The sequence below is a fragment of the Pseudomonas sp. GW823-FHT06E10 genome, assembly GCF_058794995.1.
On record NZ_JBXAHJ010000006.1, the window covers coordinates 207,115 to 224,996 of the forward strand.

At 59.8% G+C, this 17,882-nt stretch carries 17 protein-coding genes; 6 read left to right on the forward strand and 11 right to left on the reverse strand.

What is annotated here, in order from left to right:
* Window positions 1–62 precede the first annotated feature (62 nt).
* Complete coding sequence (locus AC1Q6Y_RS12415; protein ID WP_492624630.1) at window positions 63–1,070, forward strand: OmpA family protein; 1,008 nt, start codon at window positions 63–65, stop codon at window positions 1,068–1,070.
* 24 nt (window positions 1,071–1,094) lie between these two features.
* A complete protein-coding gene (gene pdxH, locus AC1Q6Y_RS12420; protein ID WP_057716113.1) occupies window positions 1,095–1,742 on the forward strand; it encodes a pyridoxamine 5'-phosphate oxidase in 648 nt (215 codons plus the stop codon).
* Between the two features lie 5 nt (window positions 1,743–1,747).
* Here pdxH and AC1Q6Y_RS12425 read toward each other — a convergent pair whose 3' ends face one another.
* A complete protein-coding gene (locus AC1Q6Y_RS12425; protein ID WP_046041257.1) occupies window positions 1,748–1,984 on the reverse strand; it encodes a hypothetical protein in 237 nt (78 codons plus the stop codon).
* A 165-nt stretch (window positions 1,985–2,149) separates the two neighbouring features.
* Between AC1Q6Y_RS12425 and AC1Q6Y_RS12430 the strand changes: the two genes are divergently transcribed.
* A complete protein-coding gene (locus tag AC1Q6Y_RS12430; protein WP_057716111.1) occupies window positions 2,150–2,614 on the forward strand; it encodes an outer membrane lipoprotein in 465 nt (154 codons plus the stop codon).
* 104 nt (window positions 2,615–2,718) lie between these two features.
* On the opposite strand, the gene nhaA is transcribed toward AC1Q6Y_RS12430, so the two are convergent.
* Entirely contained in the window at window positions 2,719–3,906 is a 1,188-nt protein-coding gene (gene nhaA, locus AC1Q6Y_RS12435) for a Na+/H+ antiporter NhaA (protein WP_057716110.1), read from the reverse strand.
* 247 nt (window positions 3,907–4,153) lie between these two features.
* Between nhaA and AC1Q6Y_RS12440 the strand changes: the two genes are divergently transcribed.
* Window positions 4,154–5,251: a PLP-dependent cysteine synthase family protein gene (locus AC1Q6Y_RS12440; protein ID WP_191622271.1), complete on the forward strand. Its 1,098-nt coding sequence runs from the start codon at window positions 4,154–4,156 to the stop codon at window positions 5,249–5,251.
* A gap of 143 nt (window positions 5,252–5,394) precedes the next feature.
* Here AC1Q6Y_RS12440 and AC1Q6Y_RS12445 read toward each other — a convergent pair whose 3' ends face one another.
* From AC1Q6Y_RS12445 to AC1Q6Y_RS12455, 3 genes are all read right to left on the reverse strand, one after another.
* Window positions 5,395–7,008, reverse strand: a complete 1,614-nt coding sequence (locus AC1Q6Y_RS12445) for an NAD(P)/FAD-dependent oxidoreductase (protein ID WP_057716108.1) — start codon at window positions 7,006–7,008, stop codon at window positions 5,395–5,397.
* Between the two features lie 95 nt (window positions 7,009–7,103).
* Window positions 7,104–7,772, reverse strand: coding sequence for a COG3650 family protein (locus AC1Q6Y_RS12450; protein ID WP_407514124.1), 669 nt, complete (start codon window positions 7,770–7,772; stop codon window positions 7,104–7,106).
* A gap of 110 nt (window positions 7,773–7,882) precedes the next feature.
* The gene (locus AC1Q6Y_RS12455) at window positions 7,883–8,479 is read right to left on the reverse strand and encodes a short chain dehydrogenase (RefSeq protein ID WP_429520645.1); all 597 of its coding nucleotides are present in this window, start codon (window positions 8,477–8,479) and stop codon (window positions 7,883–7,885) included.
* Window positions 8,480–8,585: 106 nt separating this feature from the next.
* Between AC1Q6Y_RS12455 and AC1Q6Y_RS12460 the strand changes: the two genes are divergently transcribed.
* Window positions 8,586–9,494 carry a LysR family transcriptional regulator gene (locus AC1Q6Y_RS12460; RefSeq protein WP_090453542.1) on the forward strand — a complete coding sequence of 303 codons (909 nt, stop codon included), beginning with the start codon at window positions 8,586–8,588 and terminating at the stop codon, window positions 9,492–9,494.
* Window positions 9,495–9,682: 188 nt separating this feature from the next.
* Here AC1Q6Y_RS12460 and AC1Q6Y_RS12465 read toward each other — a convergent pair whose 3' ends face one another.
* The 5 genes from AC1Q6Y_RS12465 to AC1Q6Y_RS12485 form a co-directional block, all read right to left on the reverse strand.
* On the reverse strand, window positions 9,683–10,384 hold the full coding sequence (locus AC1Q6Y_RS12465) for an ABC transporter ATP-binding protein (protein WP_492624631.1): 702 nt from the start codon (window positions 10,382–10,384) through the stop codon (window positions 9,683–9,685).
* Window positions 10,385–11,152: a high-affinity branched-chain amino acid ABC transporter ATP-binding protein LivG gene (livG, locus tag AC1Q6Y_RS12470; RefSeq protein WP_057716103.1), complete on the reverse strand. Its 768-nt coding sequence runs from the start codon at window positions 11,150–11,152 to the stop codon at window positions 10,385–10,387. It abuts the gene before it with no gap.
* Entirely contained in the window at window positions 11,149–12,405 is a 1,257-nt protein-coding gene (locus AC1Q6Y_RS12475; protein WP_057716102.1) for a high-affinity branched-chain amino acid ABC transporter permease LivM, read from the reverse strand. Before AC1Q6Y_RS12475 ends, livG begins: the two co-directional genes overlap by 4 nt.
* Window positions 12,402–13,325, reverse strand: coding sequence for a high-affinity branched-chain amino acid ABC transporter permease LivH (gene livH / locus AC1Q6Y_RS12480; protein ID WP_007947264.1), 924 nt, complete (start codon window positions 13,323–13,325; stop codon window positions 12,402–12,404). The genes AC1Q6Y_RS12475 and livH overlap by 4 nt, the downstream gene beginning before the upstream one ends.
* Window positions 13,326–13,558: 233 nt before the next feature.
* Window positions 13,559–14,686: a branched-chain amino acid ABC transporter substrate-binding protein gene (locus AC1Q6Y_RS12485; protein WP_046816661.1), complete on the reverse strand. Its 1,128-nt coding sequence runs from the start codon at window positions 14,684–14,686 to the stop codon at window positions 13,559–13,561.
* 351 nt (window positions 14,687–15,037) lie between these two features.
* On the opposite strand from AC1Q6Y_RS12485, the gene AC1Q6Y_RS12490 reads away from it, so the two are divergent.
* Window positions 15,038–15,343, forward strand: coding sequence for a DUF2288 domain-containing protein (locus AC1Q6Y_RS12490; RefSeq protein ID WP_008052913.1), 306 nt, complete (start codon window positions 15,038–15,040; stop codon window positions 15,341–15,343).
* A gap of 295 nt (window positions 15,344–15,638) precedes the next feature.
* Here the strand turns inward: AC1Q6Y_RS12490 and AC1Q6Y_RS12495 are convergent, their stop codons facing one another.
* Window positions 15,639–17,834 carry a hypothetical protein gene (locus tag AC1Q6Y_RS12495; RefSeq protein WP_492624632.1) on the reverse strand — a complete coding sequence of 732 codons (2,196 nt, stop codon included), beginning with the start codon at window positions 17,832–17,834 and terminating at the stop codon, window positions 15,639–15,641.
* Between the last annotated feature and the right edge of the window lie 48 nt (window positions 17,835–17,882).

Genomic DNA, 17,882 nt, shown 5'->3' on the forward strand with positions numbered 1-17,882 from the left:
AGTGTTTGTTTGTACCGGCCAATGTGGCCTGATTTTTTTGACTTCATTCTTGTGGATATCCAATGTCATCCAATAAAACCCTCGCCTTGGCCCTGTGCTTCGCTATTACCGGTTGCGCACAGACTCCACAGAAAGACGTGACGGCACCTGTCGCCAAGACTGAAAGCGGCAGCCACTGGTACTGGCCGTTCAGTTCCGACGACAGTGCCGGCAAGCCTGTGGCCAAGCCGGAGGTGAAACCTGAAGTCAAACCGGTTGCGGTGGCCAAGGCCGGAACCGATAGCGGCAGCAAGTGGTACTGGCCGTTCGGCGGTAGCGAGCAGAGCGCCGCCAAGGCTGTGCCGATGCCCGACCCGAAAGTCACCCAGGCCTGGCTTGACGACTATGAACCGCGTCTGCGGGAGGCGGTCAAGGGCAGCAACATGCAACTCGAGCGCCGCGAAAACGTGCTGGTGGTGACTGCGCCGGTCGAAGGCTCGTTCAACCCTGATCGTCCGGCCATGCTGTTGCCGGTCACGCTCGGTCCGTTCACCCGCGTTGCCAAGATCCTTGAAGCCGATCCAAAGACTGCTGTGTTGATCCTCGGCCACAGCGATACGTCCGGCGCTGTGCCTGCCAACGTCAAACTGAGCCAGGAGCGTGCCCAGTCCGTTGCGGCGATTTTCCGTCTCAGTGGTTTGCAGCGTGATCGCTTGATGCTGCGTGGCCTGGGCGGTGATGCGCCGCGTGCCGCCAACGACAGCGTGCAAGGTCGTGCGTTGAACCGTCGCGTGGAACTGCTGGTGACCCCTCAAAACACCATGGTCGCGCTGCTGAGCAAGTACAACATGCCGGCTCCCGCCCCGGTAAGCATGGTTGCTGCCGCGGACGCCAAGCCGGTCGCCAAGCCTGTGACACCGGCCCCTGCGACTAAAAAGGCTGCGGTTCCAGCGGTGAAAAAAGCTCCGGCGAAAAAAGCCCCGGCCAAGAAAACACCTGCGAAAACCGCAACGCCGGCAAAAAAGACCACGCCAGCCAAAGCCTCGACGGCTGACAAGAAAGTCGCCGCCACTGATACTGCAAAGCAGTGATTCGTTAACCAAAAGGAATGCGCCATGACCCAGGGCCTGGCTGATATGCGTCGTGACTACACCCGTGATGGCTTGACCGAGGCACAAGCCCCGGCCGAGCCGTTTGCGTTGTTCCACCAATGGTTCGCCGACGCGGTGAAAACCGAACAGGTCCCTGTGGAAGCCAACGCCATGACCCTGGCCACCGTTGACCAGGACGGTCGACCGCACTGTCGCATTCTGTTGCTCAAGGGCCTGGACGAACTGGGCTTCACCTTTTTCACCAACTACGAAAGCGCCAAGGGCCAGCATCTGGCCGCGAATCCGTTCGCGGCCATGACGTTTTTCTGGCCGGCGCTGGAGCGCCAGGTGCGCATCGAAGGGCGGGTGGTGAAGGTGACGCCTGAAGAGTCCGACGCCTACTATCAGGTCCGTCCACTGGGCAGTCGCCTGGGAGCCTGGGCGTCGCCGCAGAGCCAGGTGATCGCCGATCGTAGCGAGCTCGAAGCGCTGCTCAAGGACACCGAGCAACGTTTCAGCGACACCCAGCCCCATTGCCCGGAACATTGGGGTGGTTATCGCCTGCTGCCGGAACGCATCGAATTCTGGCAGGGGCGCCCAAGCCGCCTGCACGACCGCCTCAATTACCGCCAGCAGGGCGCCGACTGGATTCTTGAACGTCTGGCACCCTGAGCAGTCTACCGATCGGGATAGCCTGCCGCAGCGGCCTCCAGCCACTTCGGCAGGTCTCGACGCTTGATCTTCTGCGCCTGAGCACTCGCCAATCGTTCGAGCATGAAGGCTTTTTTCTGCTCGTCCTTGCCCGCCAGCGCTAGCGCCAGGTCGCGGTCCATCCAGCGTTTGATCCGCACGTACAGCCACCAATGGAAGTACAAACCGGCAACAGTCGTGACGACGATGATAAAGTAATCCATGGAAATCCTTGGCCAGTGGGGCAGCTTTGCGAATTTGCCGCTACTGTGTGAGTTCGTTGAAGCGCCTTAACGGAGCCTGAATCAAACCAATTTTACCCGGGCGATGCCGTGACAGGCGTCAAGCAGCGGAGTTTAATGAACAACTGTTTTTTTGGAGTTGATGCTATGCGTAAGTCTGTTCTGCTGGTTGCTTCCTTTTCCACGATGGCGATGTTGCTCACTGGTTGCCAATCGAGCCTGACCGGTGACTCCTACTCCCGTGACGAGGCGCGTCGCGTGCAGACCGTTCGCATGGGCACCATCGAAGCATTGCGCCCGGTGAAAATCGAAGGCACCAAAACCCCGATCGGCGGCGCTGCAGGTGCAGTGGTCGGCGGCGTTGGCGGCAGTGCCATCGGTGGCGGCAAAGGCAGCGTCGTTGCAGCGGTTATCGGTGCCGTGGCCGGTGGCCTGCTCGGTTCAGCCGCTGAAGAAGGCCTGACCCGCACCCAGGGTGTGGAAATCACCGTGCGCGAAGACGATGGCAGCATGCGCGCCTACGTTCAGGAAGTTCAGCCGAACGAAGTGTTCCGTGTTGGCGAACGTGTGCGCATCGCAAGTGTGAATGGCACCAGCCGCGTTTCGCATTAAGCGCAAACACCGGCTAAACAAAAAACCCGATCAGGTGACTGATCGGGTTTTTTGTTTTTCAGCTCAGGTGAGTCCTGATTGATGCCGGCCGTTATGGCGGTTTATCAGGAGGCCAGCGCGCTGTTCTTGCGGCTCGCCATCGCCGTCACCACATAACCGATCAGCGCAGCCAGAATCGAACCGGTCAAGATCCCCATGCGGTCCATCCCGGCGAAATCACTCACGCCTGGCTCGAAGGCCAGCGAGCCGACAAACAGACTCATCGTGAAACCGATGCCACAGAGAATCGCCACGCCCAGTATCTGGCCCCAATTGGCACCTTGGGGCAGGGCGGCGATACCGGTTTTCACGGCCAGCCAGGTCAGGCCGAAGACACCGACGGTCTTGCCCAGCAGCAGCCCGATGGCGATGCCCATGGGGACGTGGTGAGTGAAGCTCTCGACGGTGACACCGCTCAGGGACAGGCCGGCGTTGGCAAAGGCGAACAGTGGCAGGATGCCGTAGGCGACCCACGGGTGCAGGGCATGCTCCAGGGCAAGCAGTGGCGAAGGTTCGGCATTTTTCGTGCGCAACGGAATGCAGAATGCCAGGGTCACGCCGGCCAGGGTGGCGTGGACACCGCTCTTGAGCACGCAGACCCAGAGGATCAGTCCAATGATCATGTACGGCCCGAGCTTGACCACGCCAAGCCGGTTCATCCCGATCAGCGCCGCAATACAGGTCGCGGCCAGCGCCAGAGACAGGGTCGACAGCGCGCCGGAATAGAAGATCGCAATGATGATGATCGCGCCAAGGTCGTCGATGATCGCCAGGGTCATCAGGAACAGTTTCAGCGAAACCGGAACCCGTTTGCCCAGCAGCGCCAGTACGCCAAGGGCGAAGGCGATGTCGGTGGCGGTCGGGATTGCCCAGCCGTTCAGGGCGGCTGGCGTGTCGCGATTGAGGTACCAGTAGATCAGCGCCGGCACCACCATGCCACCAATGGCGGCGGCACCGGGCAGGACGATCTGCGACGGTTTGGACAACTGGCCGTCGAGGACTTCGCGCTTCACTTCCAGGCCGATCAGCAGGAAGAACAGCGCCATCAGGCCGTCGTTGATCCAGAGCAGCAAGGGCTTGGCGATTTTCAGTGCGCCGATCTGCGCCACCACGGGGGTGTCCAGCAGGCCGTTGTACAGCCACGACAGCGGCGAGTTGTTGATGATCAGAGCCAGAACGGCAGCGGCGATCAGTAACAGACCGCTGGCAGCTTCCAACTGAAAGAAACGCGTGAAAGTGCTACGCAGAGGCAAGGTCGCTCTCCATCCATGAATTCAAAAGGTGTTACACCCTAACAAGTACCGTTAGTTGTTAAAACAAAAGTTATATTCTTTTTTGTTATATGCCGTTACAGAGTGATCCCTCGGCACCGACCTGAGCCTAGCAGTTGCCGGGCGTATTGGATTTCATCTGTACCTGTGCTGGATGCAGGATTTTTCCTAAGCTTGTTGGATGAGCCTTGTCAAAAGGCCGACTCCTGCCCGATACAACGAGAAAACCATCATGAGCGACAACCGACAGTGGTCCCGCGAAGCGATTCGGATCATCGAAGCCGATTTCCAGCGCAGCGCCGACACCCACTTGATCCCCTTGCCGCTGCCGGGTTTTCCAGGCATCGAGTTGTATTTCAAGGATGAGTCCAGCCACCCCACGGGCAGCCTCAAGCACCGCCTGGCCCGTTCGCTGTTCCTGTATGCGCTGTGTAACGGCTGGCTCAAGCCCGGTGCGCCGGTGATTGAGGCATCCAGCGGTTCGACGGCGATTTCCGAAGCGTACTTCGCGCGCATGCTGGGCTTGCCGTTCATTGCGGTGATGCCGGCGACCACGTCCAAGGAGAAGATTGCGCAGATCGCCTTCTACGGTGGCCAAAGCCACCTGGTGGACGATCCGACCCAGATCTACGCCGAGTCCGAGCGCCTGGCCCGTGAACACGACGGGCACTTCATCGACCAGTTCACCTACGCCGAGCGCGCCACCGACTGGCGGGCGAACAACAACATTGCCGAGTCGATCTTTCAGCAGATGCGTTTCGAGCAGCATCCCGAACCGAGCTGGCTGATTTCCAGCCCCGGTACCGGCGGTACCACGGCCACCCTGGGCCGATACGTGCGTTATCGCCAGCATGGCACCCGCGTGCTGTGTGCCGATGCCGAGCGTTCGGTGTTCTTCGATTACTACCAGACCGGCGATGCCAGCCTGCGACTGGACCACGGCTCGCGTATCGAAGGCATCGGCCGGCCGCGCGTGGAAGCGTCGTTTCTGCCCAAGGTGATCGACGCGATGGTCAAGGTGCCGGATGCCTTGTCGCTGGCGGCCATGCACTACCTGGCGGAGCGTCTGGGACGGCATGTGGGCGGGTCGAGCGGGACCAACCTGATCGGCGCACTGATGGCCGCCCAGCACATGAAGACGGCGGGGGAGACGGGGTCGATGGTGGCGATTCTGTGTGACAGCGGCGAGCGCTATGCCACGACCTATTACGATCAGGGCTGGCTCAAGGCTCAGGGGTATGAGCTGAGTGGTTTGATGGCTGCGGTGGCAGCGACGGTGGAGCGGGGTGAGCCGTTGCCGGACTCGGTTTTGCGCGCCAATATCTGAGATCTTTCAGACATTGAATACCCCTGTGGGAGCGAGCTTGCTCGCGATGGCGGCATAACATTCAACACCTATGTTGACTGATTTACCGCTATCGCGAGCAAGCTCGCTCCCACAGGGTTTTGCATTACTTCCGGGATCGCGTATCAGGCTTCCAGGCCAAGGATATCCCGAGCCACAGCCTCGGCAATGCGAATCCCGTCAACACCCGCCGACAGAATCCCGCCCGCATAACCGGCCCCTTCACCGGCCGGGAACAAGCCCTTCACGTTCAGGCTCTGCAACGACTCGTTACGGGTAATGCGCAGCGGCGACGAAGTGCGGGTCTCGATCCCGGTCAGCACTGCGTCGTGCAGCGAGTAACCACGAATCTGCTTCTCGAATGCCGGCAAGGCTTCGCGAATTGCTTCGATGGCGAATGCCGGTAGTGCCAGCGCCAGATCACCCAGGGCAACGCCCGGCTTGTAGGACGGCTCGACGCTGCCCAGTTCGGTAGACGGTTTGCCCGCGATAAAATCGCCGACCAGTTGCGCCGGGGCTTCGTAGTTGCTGCCGCCCAGCACGAATGCGTGGGACTCCAGGCGTTCCTGCAGCTCGATACCGGCCAGCGGACCGCCCGGATAATCGACTTCCGGCGTGATGCCGACGACGATGCCGGAGTTGGCATTGCGCTCGTTACGCGAGTACTGGCTCATGCCATTGGTGACCACGCGGTTTGGCTCGGAAGTCGCCGCCACCACGGTGCCGCCCGGGCACATGCAGAAGCTGTAGACCGAACGGCCGTTCTTGGCGTGGTGCACCAGCTTGTAGTCGGCGGCGCCCAGTTTCGGGTGGCCGGCGTACTTGCCCAGGCGCGCACGGTCGATCAGCGACTGCGGGTGCTCGATGCGGAAACCCACCGAGAACGGCTTGGCTTCCATGAACACGCCACGGCCGTGAAGCATGCGGAAAGTGTCGCGGGCGCTGTGGCCGAGGGCCAGGATCACGTGTTTGGAGTGGATCTGTTCGCCGCCATTGAGTTCGACGCCGACCAGTTGGCCGCCTTCGATCAACACGTCGGTGACGCGCTGCTGGAAGCGCACTTCACCGCCCAGGGCGCGAATCTGCTCACGCATGTTTTCCACCACGCCGGTCAGACGGAACGTACCGATGTGCGGTTTGCTGACGTAGAGGATTTCTTCCGGAGCACCGGCCTTGACGAATTCGTGCAGGACTTTACGGCCGAGGAATTTCGGGTCCTTGATCTGGCTGTAGAGCTTGCCGTCGGAGAACGTCCCCGCGCCGCCTTCACCGAATTGCACGTTGGATTCCGGGTTGAGCACGCTTTTGCGCCACAGGCCCCAGGTGTCCTTGGTGCGCTGGCGTACTTCGGTGCCGCGCTCGAGGATGATCGGCTTGAAGCCCATTTGCGCCAGCAGCAGCCCGGCAAAAATCCCGCACGGGCCGAAGCCGACGACGATCGGCCGCACGCTCAGATCGGCCGGCGCCTGGCCGACTTCCTTGTAGCTGACATCCGGCGCCACGTTGACGTTACGGTCATCGGCAAACTTGTGCAGTACCGCCGCCTCATCGCGAACTTCAAGGTCGATGGTGTAGATGAAGCACAGTTCGGAGGACTTTTTGCGCGCATCGTAGCTGCGCTTGAACAAGGTGAAATCGAGCAGGTCATCGCTGGCAAGCCCTAAGCGCTGCACGATGGCAGGGCGCAGGTCTTCTTCGGGATGGTCGATCGGCAACTTGAGTTCGGTGATTCGTAACATGGCGGGATCCGGTTCGCGGGGCGCACAACTGCGCCAGGGCGTTTGAAGCCCGCGATTATAAGCCTCAAAGGCGCAGGCCCGTGAGGCTTAAACGATCAGTCGTCGCGCGATCCGCCGAAATACCCGCAGCCGCGCTGTACCTGACCGTCGATGCGCAGCTCGGCGCTCATGTGCTGGATGCTGCCGGTGCTGCTGTCGACGCAACGTTGCGGTGCAACCCACAGTTCGATGTGCTGGTTGTTGGCTTCGGTGCTGAGGTTGAAACGGCCATCGCCCAGTTGCTCCTCGACGTAAGGCACGGCCAACGGCGGCTGGCCGGCCCGGTCGAGGACCATGCCTTTGCCGCTGACTTTCACGCTCCACTCCGGGGTGTGGCCGGCGGCGCGCAGGATCAGCAGCTTGAAATTCGGATCGTCGCACGCGGTGCCCGAGCGCTCGACGCGGTACAACTGCTCCAGATCGAGCTGGCCGTCACCACCGCCGCCGGCCACAACCCGCCCGCGCACGTCGGCAAACAGCTTGCCCTGTTTGTCCGCCAGGTTTGCGGCCTGCTGCAGGACGCTGGTACCGCCCGTGTCGTTGACCACGTAGCGGTTTGTCTGGTTGCACGGCTGGAACAGCAGTTTGCCGTCCACCGCGGTCAACTGGCCTTGCATGCGTGTCTGGCCGACATGGGAGGCGTTCTGCCGCTCACCCTCGAACAACTGGCAAGCGGCGAACAGCGGAAGCAGGGCAACGAGGACTAAGGAACGGGCAACACGCATCTTGGGGTCTCCTGACAAGTGTCGCCACGTTACTCAGGCTGACCGTTCATCACAACCGGTTATCGTCTCCACTTTGTATTGGCGCGGACGCAGGTTGCGATTTTTCATCTTCAGATGTGAAAGGTCTGACCCGTTTGCAGGCCTTCCACACTCTTGGCGTAGGCCAAGGCCACATCCGCCGCAGAAACCGGCTTGAAGCCACGGAAGTACGGCGCGTATTTGCCCATGGCTTCGACCAGGACGTTCGGGCTGATCGAGTTCACCCGCAGGCCGCGCGGTAGCTCGATGGCGGCGGCGCGGACGAAGCTGTCCAGTGCACCGTTGACCAGCGCCGCCGAGGCGCCACTGCGAATCGGGTCGTGGCTGAGCACGCCAGTGGTGAAGGTGAACGAAGCGCCGTCATTGGCGAAGTCGCGGCCGATCAGCAGCAAATTGACTTGGCCCATCAGCTTGTCTTTCAGGCCCAGGGCAAAGCTCTCTTCGGTCATCTCGTTGAGCGGTGCGAAGGTCACGTTACCGGCCGCGCACACCAGTGCATCGAATTTGCCGGTCTGCTCGAACAGCTTGCGAATCGAGGTGCTGTCACTGATGTCCACCTGAAAGTCGCCGCTGGTGCGACCGATGCGGATGATTTCGTGGCGTTGCGACAGTTCCTTGTCGACTGCCGAACCGATGGTGCCGCCTGCGCCGATCAAAAGAATTTTCATGGGGGCTGATCCTCGTATGGGTTGAACGAGGTTTCAGTTTAGGGTGGTTTTTTCTCCGGATAAGCGCACTAATAGGCAACCTTTGGTTTTCAAATGGAAACAATCCATGAGCGAGATGGATGACCTGGCGGCGTTCGCGGTGTTGATCGAAGCGGGGAGTTTTACCCTGGCGGCGCAGCAGCTTGGTTGCAGCAAAGGTCAGCTGTCCAAGCGCATCAGCCAGTTGGAAGCGCAGTTTTCCGTGGTATTGTTGCAACGTACCACCCGCCGCTTGAGCCTGACCGCCGCCGGTGCTGCGTTGTTGCCCCAGGCCCAGGCGCTGGTGGTGCAAGTCGAGCGGGCCCGCCAGGCCCTGGCGCGCCTGAAGGACGACATGGCCGGCCCGGTGCGGATGACGGTGCCGGTGTCGCTCGGGGAAACCTTCTTCGATGGCCTGTTGCTGGAGTTCTCGGCCAGGTATCCCCAGGTGCAGATCGAGCTGGAGCTCAACAACAGCTACCGCGACCTGTCTCGCGACGGCTTCGATCTGGCGATTCGTTCCGACGTGGCCATTGACCAGCGACTGGTGGCGCGTCCACTGCTGGCGTGGCAAGAACTGACCTGTGCCAGCCCGGCTTATCTGGAGCAATACGGTGAACCGCAAACCCCCCAGGCGCTGGCCGAGCATCGCTGCCTGCTCAACAGTCATTACAGCGGCCGCGAAGAGTGGCTGTATCACCAGCAGCACGAGTTGTTGCGGGTGCGAGTGTCGGGGCCGTTCGCCAGCAACCACTACAACCTGTTGAAGAAAGCCGCACTGGTCGGCGCCGGTATTGCGCGCCTGCCATCCTACTGTTTGCCAACAGAGCTTGCGGACGGGCGCTTGCGATGGCTGCTGCGCGATTATCAGACCCGCAGCATGCCGATGTACCTGGTGCATCCGTATCAGGGCGGTTTGCCCAAGCGCACGCAGGTACTGGCGGATTATCTGATCGGGTGGTTCAAGCGCAGTGGGGAGGCGTTGGACAGGCTGTAAATGTCCTGTGGGAGCGAGCCGGCTCGCGATGGACGTTAACGATGACGAGGGCTGTCTGAATGAACGTGGCGCCCTCCAGTTCTTCGCGAGCAAGCTCGCTCCTACAGAAGAGGGTTTGCGTAGTCAGGGAGGTTGGCAGACATAAAAAAACGGCCCGCAAAGGCCGTTTTTTTGTTTACCGCTAAGGCTTAGCCGCCCAAGTACGCATCACGCACTTTCGGGTCGGTCAGCAGCGCTTCACCGGTGCCTGTCATCACCACCCGGCCGTTCTCCAGAACGTAGGCTCGGTCAGCGATCTTCAGCGCCTGGTTGGCGTTCTGCTCGACCAGGAACACTGTCACACCGTCCTTGCGCAGCTGTTCGATGATGTCGAAGATCTGCTGGATGATGATCGGTGCCAGGCCCAGCGATGGCTCGTCGAGCAGCAACAGCTTGGGCTTGCTCATCAGCGCACGGCCGATGGCGAGCATTTGCTGTTCGCCGCCGGACATGGTGCCGCCGCGCTGGTTGAAGCGTTCTTTCAGGCGTGGGAAAAGTCCGAGAACCTTGTCCATCTGTTCCTGATAGTCGCCCTTGGCGGTGAAGAAACCACCCATGGACAGGTTTTCTTCAACGGTCAGTCGGGAAAACACCCGACGACCTTCCGGCACCACGGCGATGCTCTTGCGCATGATCTGCGAAGAGTCCTGGCCGATCAGTTCCTCACCCATGTAGCGGATGCTGCCGCTGTGGGCGCGCGGCGAACCGCAAAGCGTCATCAGCAACGTGGACTTGCCGGCACCGTTGGCACCGATCAGGGTCACGATCTCGCCCTGGCGGACTTCGACGTTGACGCTGTGCAGGGCCTGGATCTTGCCATAGAAGGTGGAAACGTTTTCGAACTGCAGCATTTACGCTTCCCCCAGGTAGGCTTTGATCACTTCAGGATTGTCGCGGATCTGTTCCGGCGTACCGTTGGCCAGGGGCGTGCCCTGGTTGATCACGACAATGTGGTCGGAAATGCTCATGACCAGCTTCATGTCGTGTTCGATCAGCAGCACGGTGACGTTGTGCTCTTCACGCAGCATGCTGATCAGCGCCTTGAGGTCCTCGGTTTCCTTCGGGTTCAGGCCGGCAGCCGGTTCGTCGAGCATGAGGATCCGCGGGCGGGTCATCATGCAACGGGCGATTTCCAGACGACGTTGCTGACCGTAGGCCAGGGTGCCGGCCGGACGGTTGGCGAACTCCTTGAGATTGACCTTTTCCAGCCAGAATTCGGCGAAATCCATGGCCTCGCGCTCGCTTTTGCGGAACGAAGGGGTCTTGAACAGGCCGGACAGGAAGTTGGTGTTCAGGTGACGATGCTGGGCGATCAAGAGGTTCTCGACCGCCGTCATGTCCTTGAACAACCGCACGTTCTGGAAGGTGCGCACCACGCCTTTGAGGGCAATCTTGTGGCCCGGCAGGCCTTCGATCGCTTCGCCGTCGAGCAGGATGCTGCCGCCGCTCGGCTTGTAGAAGCCGGTCAGGCAGTTGAACACGGTGGTCTTGCCGGCGCCGTTGGGGCCGATCAGCGCAACCACTTGTTTCTCTTTCACGCTCAAGGCTACGCCGTTGACCGCCAGCAAGCCGCCGAAGCGCATGCTCAGGTTTTCTACTTTAAGGATCTCGCGGCTCATTTGCGCAGCTCCATGTGAGGACGTTGCATGGGCAGCAGACCCTGAGGGCGCCAGATCATCATCAGTACCATCAAGGCACCGAACATCAACATGCGGTACTCACTGAACTCACGCATCATTTCCGGTAGCAGGATCATCACCACGGCAGCGAGGATCACGCCCAGCTGCGAGCCCATGCCACCCAGCACCACGATGGCGAGGATGATCGCCGACTCGATGAAGGTGAAGGACTCCGGCGTCACCAGACCCTGACGGGCAGCGAAGAAGCTACCGGCGAAACCGGCGAAGCTCGCACCCAGGGTGAAGGCCGACAGTTTGATGACGGTCGGGTTCAGGCCCAGGGCACGGCAGGCGATTTCGTCTTCACGCAACGCTTCCCAGGCGCGGCCCAGGGGCATGCGCAGCAAACGGTTGATGACGAACAGCGCACCAAGGGCAAGCAACAGCGCAACCAGGTAGAGGAAAATCACCTTGTTGATCGAGTTGTATTCCAGGCCGAAATACTCATGGAAGGTTTGCAGGCCTTCCGCGGCTTTTCGTTCGAAGGTCAGGCCGAAGAACGTTGGCTTCTCGATGTTGCTGATACCGTTCGGACCGCCAGTGAGGCCGGTCAGGTTACGCAGGAACAGACGAATGATTTCACCGAAGCCCAAGGTCACGATCGCCAGGTAGTCACCACGCAAACGCAGCACCGGGAAACCGAGCAGGAAGCCGAAGGTGGCCGCCATCAGGCCGGCGATCGGCAGGCAGATCCAGAAGCTCAGGCCGTAGTAGTGCGACAGCAGCGCGTAGCTGTAGGCGCCGACGGCATAGAAACCGACGTAACCGAGGTCGAGCAGACCGGCCAGGCCGACCACGATGTTCAGGCCGAGGCCGAGCATCACGTAGATCAGCACCAGCGTAGCGATATCGACCGCACCGCGAGAGCCGAAGAACGGCCAGACCAGGGCACCGGCGATCAGCGCGATGATGATCCAGCGCTGGGTGGTCGGCAGGGTCAGGAAGTTGCTGGCCTTGGCCGGGATCAGCGGCATGCTCGGTGAAGAGCGCCAGGCCGAGCTGATCTGCTGGTCGAACAGCACACGCAGGAACATCAGCACCGAGCACACCGCGATGGTGATCAGGGTGGCGTCGCTGGTGCCATGAACTTCGAGGTTGATGCCGACGATGGTCAGCTTCAGACCGAGTACCGGGTAGGCCACGGCCCACACCAGCAAAGCGCTGAACAGCGCCTGTTTAAGATTCCTAGTCATACCTTCTCAACCTCCGGACGGCCCAGCAGGCCGGTTGGCCGGAACAACAGCACCAGAACCAGCAGGCCGAACGCCACGACGTCCTTGTACTGGTCGCCGAAGATATCGGCACCAAAGGCTTCCGCCACACCCAGTACCAGCCCGCCGAGCATGGCGCCCGGAATACTGCCGATACCGCCCAGTACCGCGGCGGTGAAGGCCTTGAGGCCGACGAGGAAACCGGCGTTCGGGTTGATCACGCCGTATTGCATGCTCAGCAGCACGGCGGCGATGGCTGCCAGAGCCGCACCGATGACGAAGGTCAGGGCGATGATGTTGTTGGTGTTGATACCCAGCAGGTTGGCCATCTTGATGTCTTCGGCACAGGCACGGCAGGCGCGGCCCAGGCGAGAGCGGGAGATGAACAGGGTCAGGCCGAGCATGGCGACGAGAGTCACCACGAACACCACGATTTGCATGTAGGAAATCAGCACTTCATGTGCGCCACCTGGCCCAAAGGCAAAGTTGCCCGGAATCAGGTTGGGGATGGATTTGTCCTTGGAGTCTTGCGCCAGCAGAACGGTGTTCTGCAGGAAGATCGACATGCCGATGGCGGAGATCAGCGGGATCAGACGGTTGCTGCCGCGCAAGGGGCGGTAGGCGATCCGTTCGATGCTGTAGCCGTAGGCACTGGTTACAACGATGGTTGCGAGAAAAGCGGCGGTCATCAACAGCGGCACGCTGTCGAGTCCCAGCATGGCCAGCCCGGCGATGGCGATGAACGCCACGTAGGAGCCAATCATGTACACCTCGCCATGGGCGAAGTTGATCATTCCAATGATGCCGTAGACCATCGTATAGCCGATGGCGATCAGGGCATACGTGCTGCCAATGGTCAGGCCATTAACCAGCTGTTGGAAGAAGTGATAGATGTCAGGCATTACAGCGCTCCTAAAAACCTGATACGCATTTCACTGGTGGAGTCATTTTCCCGCCCGAGCCCCGTGGATCTGCATCCACTTCGAATTCGGGGTTTGCCAGCGAACCGCTGATGACGGTTTTGAGATTTTCAGGTGGGGAGACTGGCGGATCACGCCAGCGCGGCCCAGATACGTTCGTAAAACAAAGCCCACGGCACGCCGTGGGCTTTATTGGCAGTCAGTCTGGCAACGCCTTACTGAGGCTTGGCTTCAGTTTTTGGTTTGCCGAAGTGCCACTCGTAAACCACGAATTTGAAGTCTTTCAGGTCGCCTTTCTCGTCGAAGCTCAGGTCGCCGGTAGGCGTCTTGAAGGTGCCGGCGTGGATGGCTTCAGCCACTTTGGCGGAGTCTTCGGACTTGGCAGCCTTGATGCCGTCGGCGATCACGGTCACAGCCGAGTAGGCCGGGAACACGAACGGACCGCTTGGATCTTCTTTCTTGGCTTTGAACGCATCAGCCAGGGCAACGTTGGCCGGATCCTGGTCGAAGGATTTCGGCAGGGTCACCAGCAGGCCTTCGGAAGCGTCCTTGGCGATCTGCGAAATGGAGTCGTTACCCACGCCTTCCGGACCCATGAACTTGGCTTTCAGGCCTTTTTCCGCAGACTGACGCAGGATCAGGCCCAGCTCTGGGTGGTAGCCGCCGTAGTAGACGAAGTCGACGTTGGCTTGCTTGAGCTTGGCGATCATCGAGGAGAAGTCTTTGTCGCCGGCGTTGACGCCTTCGAACACGGCAACCTTGACGCCTTTGCCTTCCAGGGTTTTCTTCACGGCAGAGGCGATGCCTTCACCGTATTGCTGTTTGTCGTGCAGAACAGCAACGATCTTCGGTTTTACGAAGTCGGCAATGTAGTTACCGGCGGCAGGGCCCTGGGCGCTGTCCAGACCGATGGTGCGGAACACCATTTTGTAACCACGGGCGGTGATGTCCGGGCTGGTGGCAGCCGGGGTGATCATGATCACGCCTTCGTCTTCGTAGATGTCCGAAGCCGGTTGAGTGGAGCTGGAGCACAGGTGACCGACTACGAACTTGACGCCGTCGTTGACGACCTTGTTCGCGACTGCCACAGCTTGTTTCGGATCACAGGCGTCATCGTATTCAACGGCTTCGAGTTTCTTGCCGTCCACGCCGCCCTTGGCGTTGATTTGCTCGATGGCCATTTTGGCGCCACTGAACTGCATGTCGCCGTATTGGGCTACAGGGCCGGTCTTAGGGCCGGCGATGCCGATCTTGATGGTGTCAGCTGCGAACGAATGGCTGGCAACCCCGGCCAGAACCATAGCGGCAAACAGTTTGGAAATCTGCTTAGTAGCCTTAGTCATAGTGCTCCACTCTTACTGTTGTAGTTTTTATAGTCCTGGCGCCGAAAGCAGCAGAACCGGGTCGGATATCTGCGACATTCCCCCGGAAAAGTCCCTCGGCAACTGTACCGGTACAGTGTAGAGCGCCGATTGTCAGCCTGGGAAGGCGGCGCCGGGGGACAAAACCTGCAAGTGTCGCTTTATTGAAAGTAAAAGACAGAATTGCGGCGGGGTGTTGAGGGGCTTATAGCCGTATTCAGTGCATTCCCTGGCTTTCCTGCGCTTTTCATTTCGGTCACTCAATTGCATCCGGGTTTTTCTGCCCGTCCACCGACGTTATCATTCGCGTCGATTTCTTTTCCGGACAGTCCCATGAATCAAGAACCTAGCACCCTCTATGCCAAGCTGCTTGGTGAAACCGCATCTATTACCTGGAAAGAGCTGGAGCCGTTCTTCGCCAAGGGTGCCCTATTGTGGGTCGATCCTGGCCTGGATCTGATCGCCGCCGCCGAGGCCGTGGCCCAGGATGAAGGGGAGAAAGTGGCTGCCTGGCTGGCCGCCGACAAACTCGGCAAGCTGTCTGAAACGCGGGCGCTGGATCTTTTTGAACGTGATCCACAGCTGTGGGCCGTGGTTGTTTCGCCGTGGATTCTGATCCAGGAAAGGGCGCAGGCTTAAAAGGTCGCACCTTATTGGTGCGTTCATTTCTGAGGGAAAAGTGTGTAGCCGAGTAGCGTGATGGCATGTTGCCGTAGAGAAAGGCCACAGCCTCACGGTGACGTAAACGTAACGGGAACAGTTGGAAGGGCAACTGAACGTCTGCTCAATTGTTTCTGGATGTTGATTTGCAGTAATTCAAGGCCGCCATCGCGAGCAAGCTCGCTCCCACAGGGATCGCATTCTTTCAAATAGAACGCGGTCAACTGTGGGAGCGAGCTTGCTCGCGATAGGGGTGGTGAGTTTTCGGGTCTTGTTAAGCCGTCTTGCCCGTATGGTTATTCAACGAAATAACCTTGGTCTTGCCGATGCGGTGACGGTAGATCTCGCGCAGGTACTTGATCGATTTCTTCACGCAATCCCGGGACAGGCGGATGTCGTTGATCGAGACGAACTTGTCCTTGTCGTTGATCAGCTCACGGTACTTCTTCTCGTACATCGGCTTGATCGCGTACCAGTTGGTATCGAGGATCTTCGCCGGGTTCTCGAATTCGTTGAGTAGTTCGTCAATCCGGTCTTCATCGAACTGTTCGTTGATGATGAAGTCCAGGATCGAGTTGTCCAGGGTCTCGTCGAAGCGGTACGGGTTTTTCGCGAAGCAGCGCTTGATGAAGGCCACGATCAGCGTCAGGAAATCGTCCGACAGGCACGGGCTCTTGGCGATCAGGGTGGTCAGCGACAGGTTGGCCGAAGCACCGATCACCAGCGCGTAGCGCTTGAGCGTGGTGTTGGGGAACAGGCTGTTGAGATGAGTCTTCAACCGGTTCAAATCCATGTAGGACAGCTTGTAGTCCTTCGGCAACGAAACGATCGACACCACCGACGAGCAATTCTTGAAGAAGTGCAGGTCATGCAGGGCCGCCGCGTCGTAACCCGAGTTCTTGTACTGCTCCAGTGACGCGCGATAGCGCTTGGACTCGATCGGCAACAGGCTGATGCCCTCGATGGCCTGGGTGACCTTGTTGAAGTGCGGCAGGTCGATCGAGCGGAAGAACAGGTCGTCGATGTTCAGGCGTTGCGGCTCTTTCTCGAACACCTTGAATTTGTCGCTGCTCGGCGCCGGGGTTTCCGGCACCACGGACTCGGCGTAGGCAATCGCCACCGGGCCGGCCAGGCTCATGAACAGGTCGTTGGCGTCCAGGCGGATGGTTTCGCCGATGTCGATGCCGGCGCGACGGAAATAGTTCTGGTCGTAGTCGGTGGTCACCGCCTGGGCCGTCAGAATGTTGAAGATCTGCTGCGAGATGTATTGGTTGGCATGCTTTTCCATGGCATTGACATCAATGTTCTGGATATTGCCGTCATCGTTCTCTTCGGCGTAACGCATGATGTCGTTGGAGATCAGCATCATCGCGTTCCATGGGCGGATGCGGCCCATGACGCTGGCTTCGCTGCTGTCTTCGTTGGCGAAGTTGTAGGAGAAGTCCCACTCTTCCGACAGGTATTTGCACAACAGGCGACCGGCGTTGATGTGCAGCGCCTCGGACATCTCACTGCGGTGATCTGAAATGTTCGGCAGTACACAGATGCCACTGGTGAAGATCGGTTCGAAGACGAAGGAGTGGCCGCTCTTGCTGTCGTGCTCGTCCATCGGCTTGGTGTCGAACGTCTTGTTCATGTACGAGTGCTGCTGGGCCAGGCCGAACTCCGAGGCCATGCCCGAGCCGGTACCGCCGCCGGCACTGAAGATCGAGAAATACAGGCGCGACTGGTTGGCCTTGATGCCGCAGCTGTCGATCAGGTACGAGTGAATCATTTTCCAGTCGGGGCTGGAGAAGCGCTGGGTGTCCTTGTTCAGGATGATCTTGGCCAGGTACTGGCCGAGGATCGGCGCGTTACCGGCGCCACCGGCGTGGACTTCCGACAGGTCCATGATCTTCATCTTGCTGTAGTCGCGCAGAAAGCCGCTTTTTTCGCCCTTGCGCGAGAAACGGATGCGCCCGGCGATGTCCTTGTCCAGGTCGCCGAGCATCACCAGCGGCTCGACCAGAAACACCGGCTTGGTGTTTTTGTTCTGGCCCAGGCGCAGGTTGTTGCGGATCCACTGGGCCGGGCTGTAACCCCTTTCGGCAAAGCGCTTGTCCGGCGACAGGCGATCTTCGTTATTGAATTCATTGAGGTAGAACTTGCGGGCGTTGTACACCAGTTCCGCCACGTCCAGCGCAATGTTCGAGCCACAGCGGCCCAGGCCGATCAGGCATACCGACGGGAATTCCTGATCGCTGTGCTGTTCGCTGTCGCCTTCCAGGTGCGGTGCGCGCGGGAACACCATGTCGCGCAGGCCGTCGAGGTTGTCGAGGATGCGGTCGGTGTTGGTTTCGGTGAAGTACAGGTATTGCTGGGTCGCCAACGGGCGCGATTGAATCGATGGCTTAGGTGATGACGGGCTGTTGGCCGCGGGGCTCAACGTCAGATCGGTTACCGCAGTGGCCGGGTTGTTTTTAGAAGTCATAGTTCGCCATCTACCTGGGCTGATTGGTTGGCCGACTCACTGTCGTCG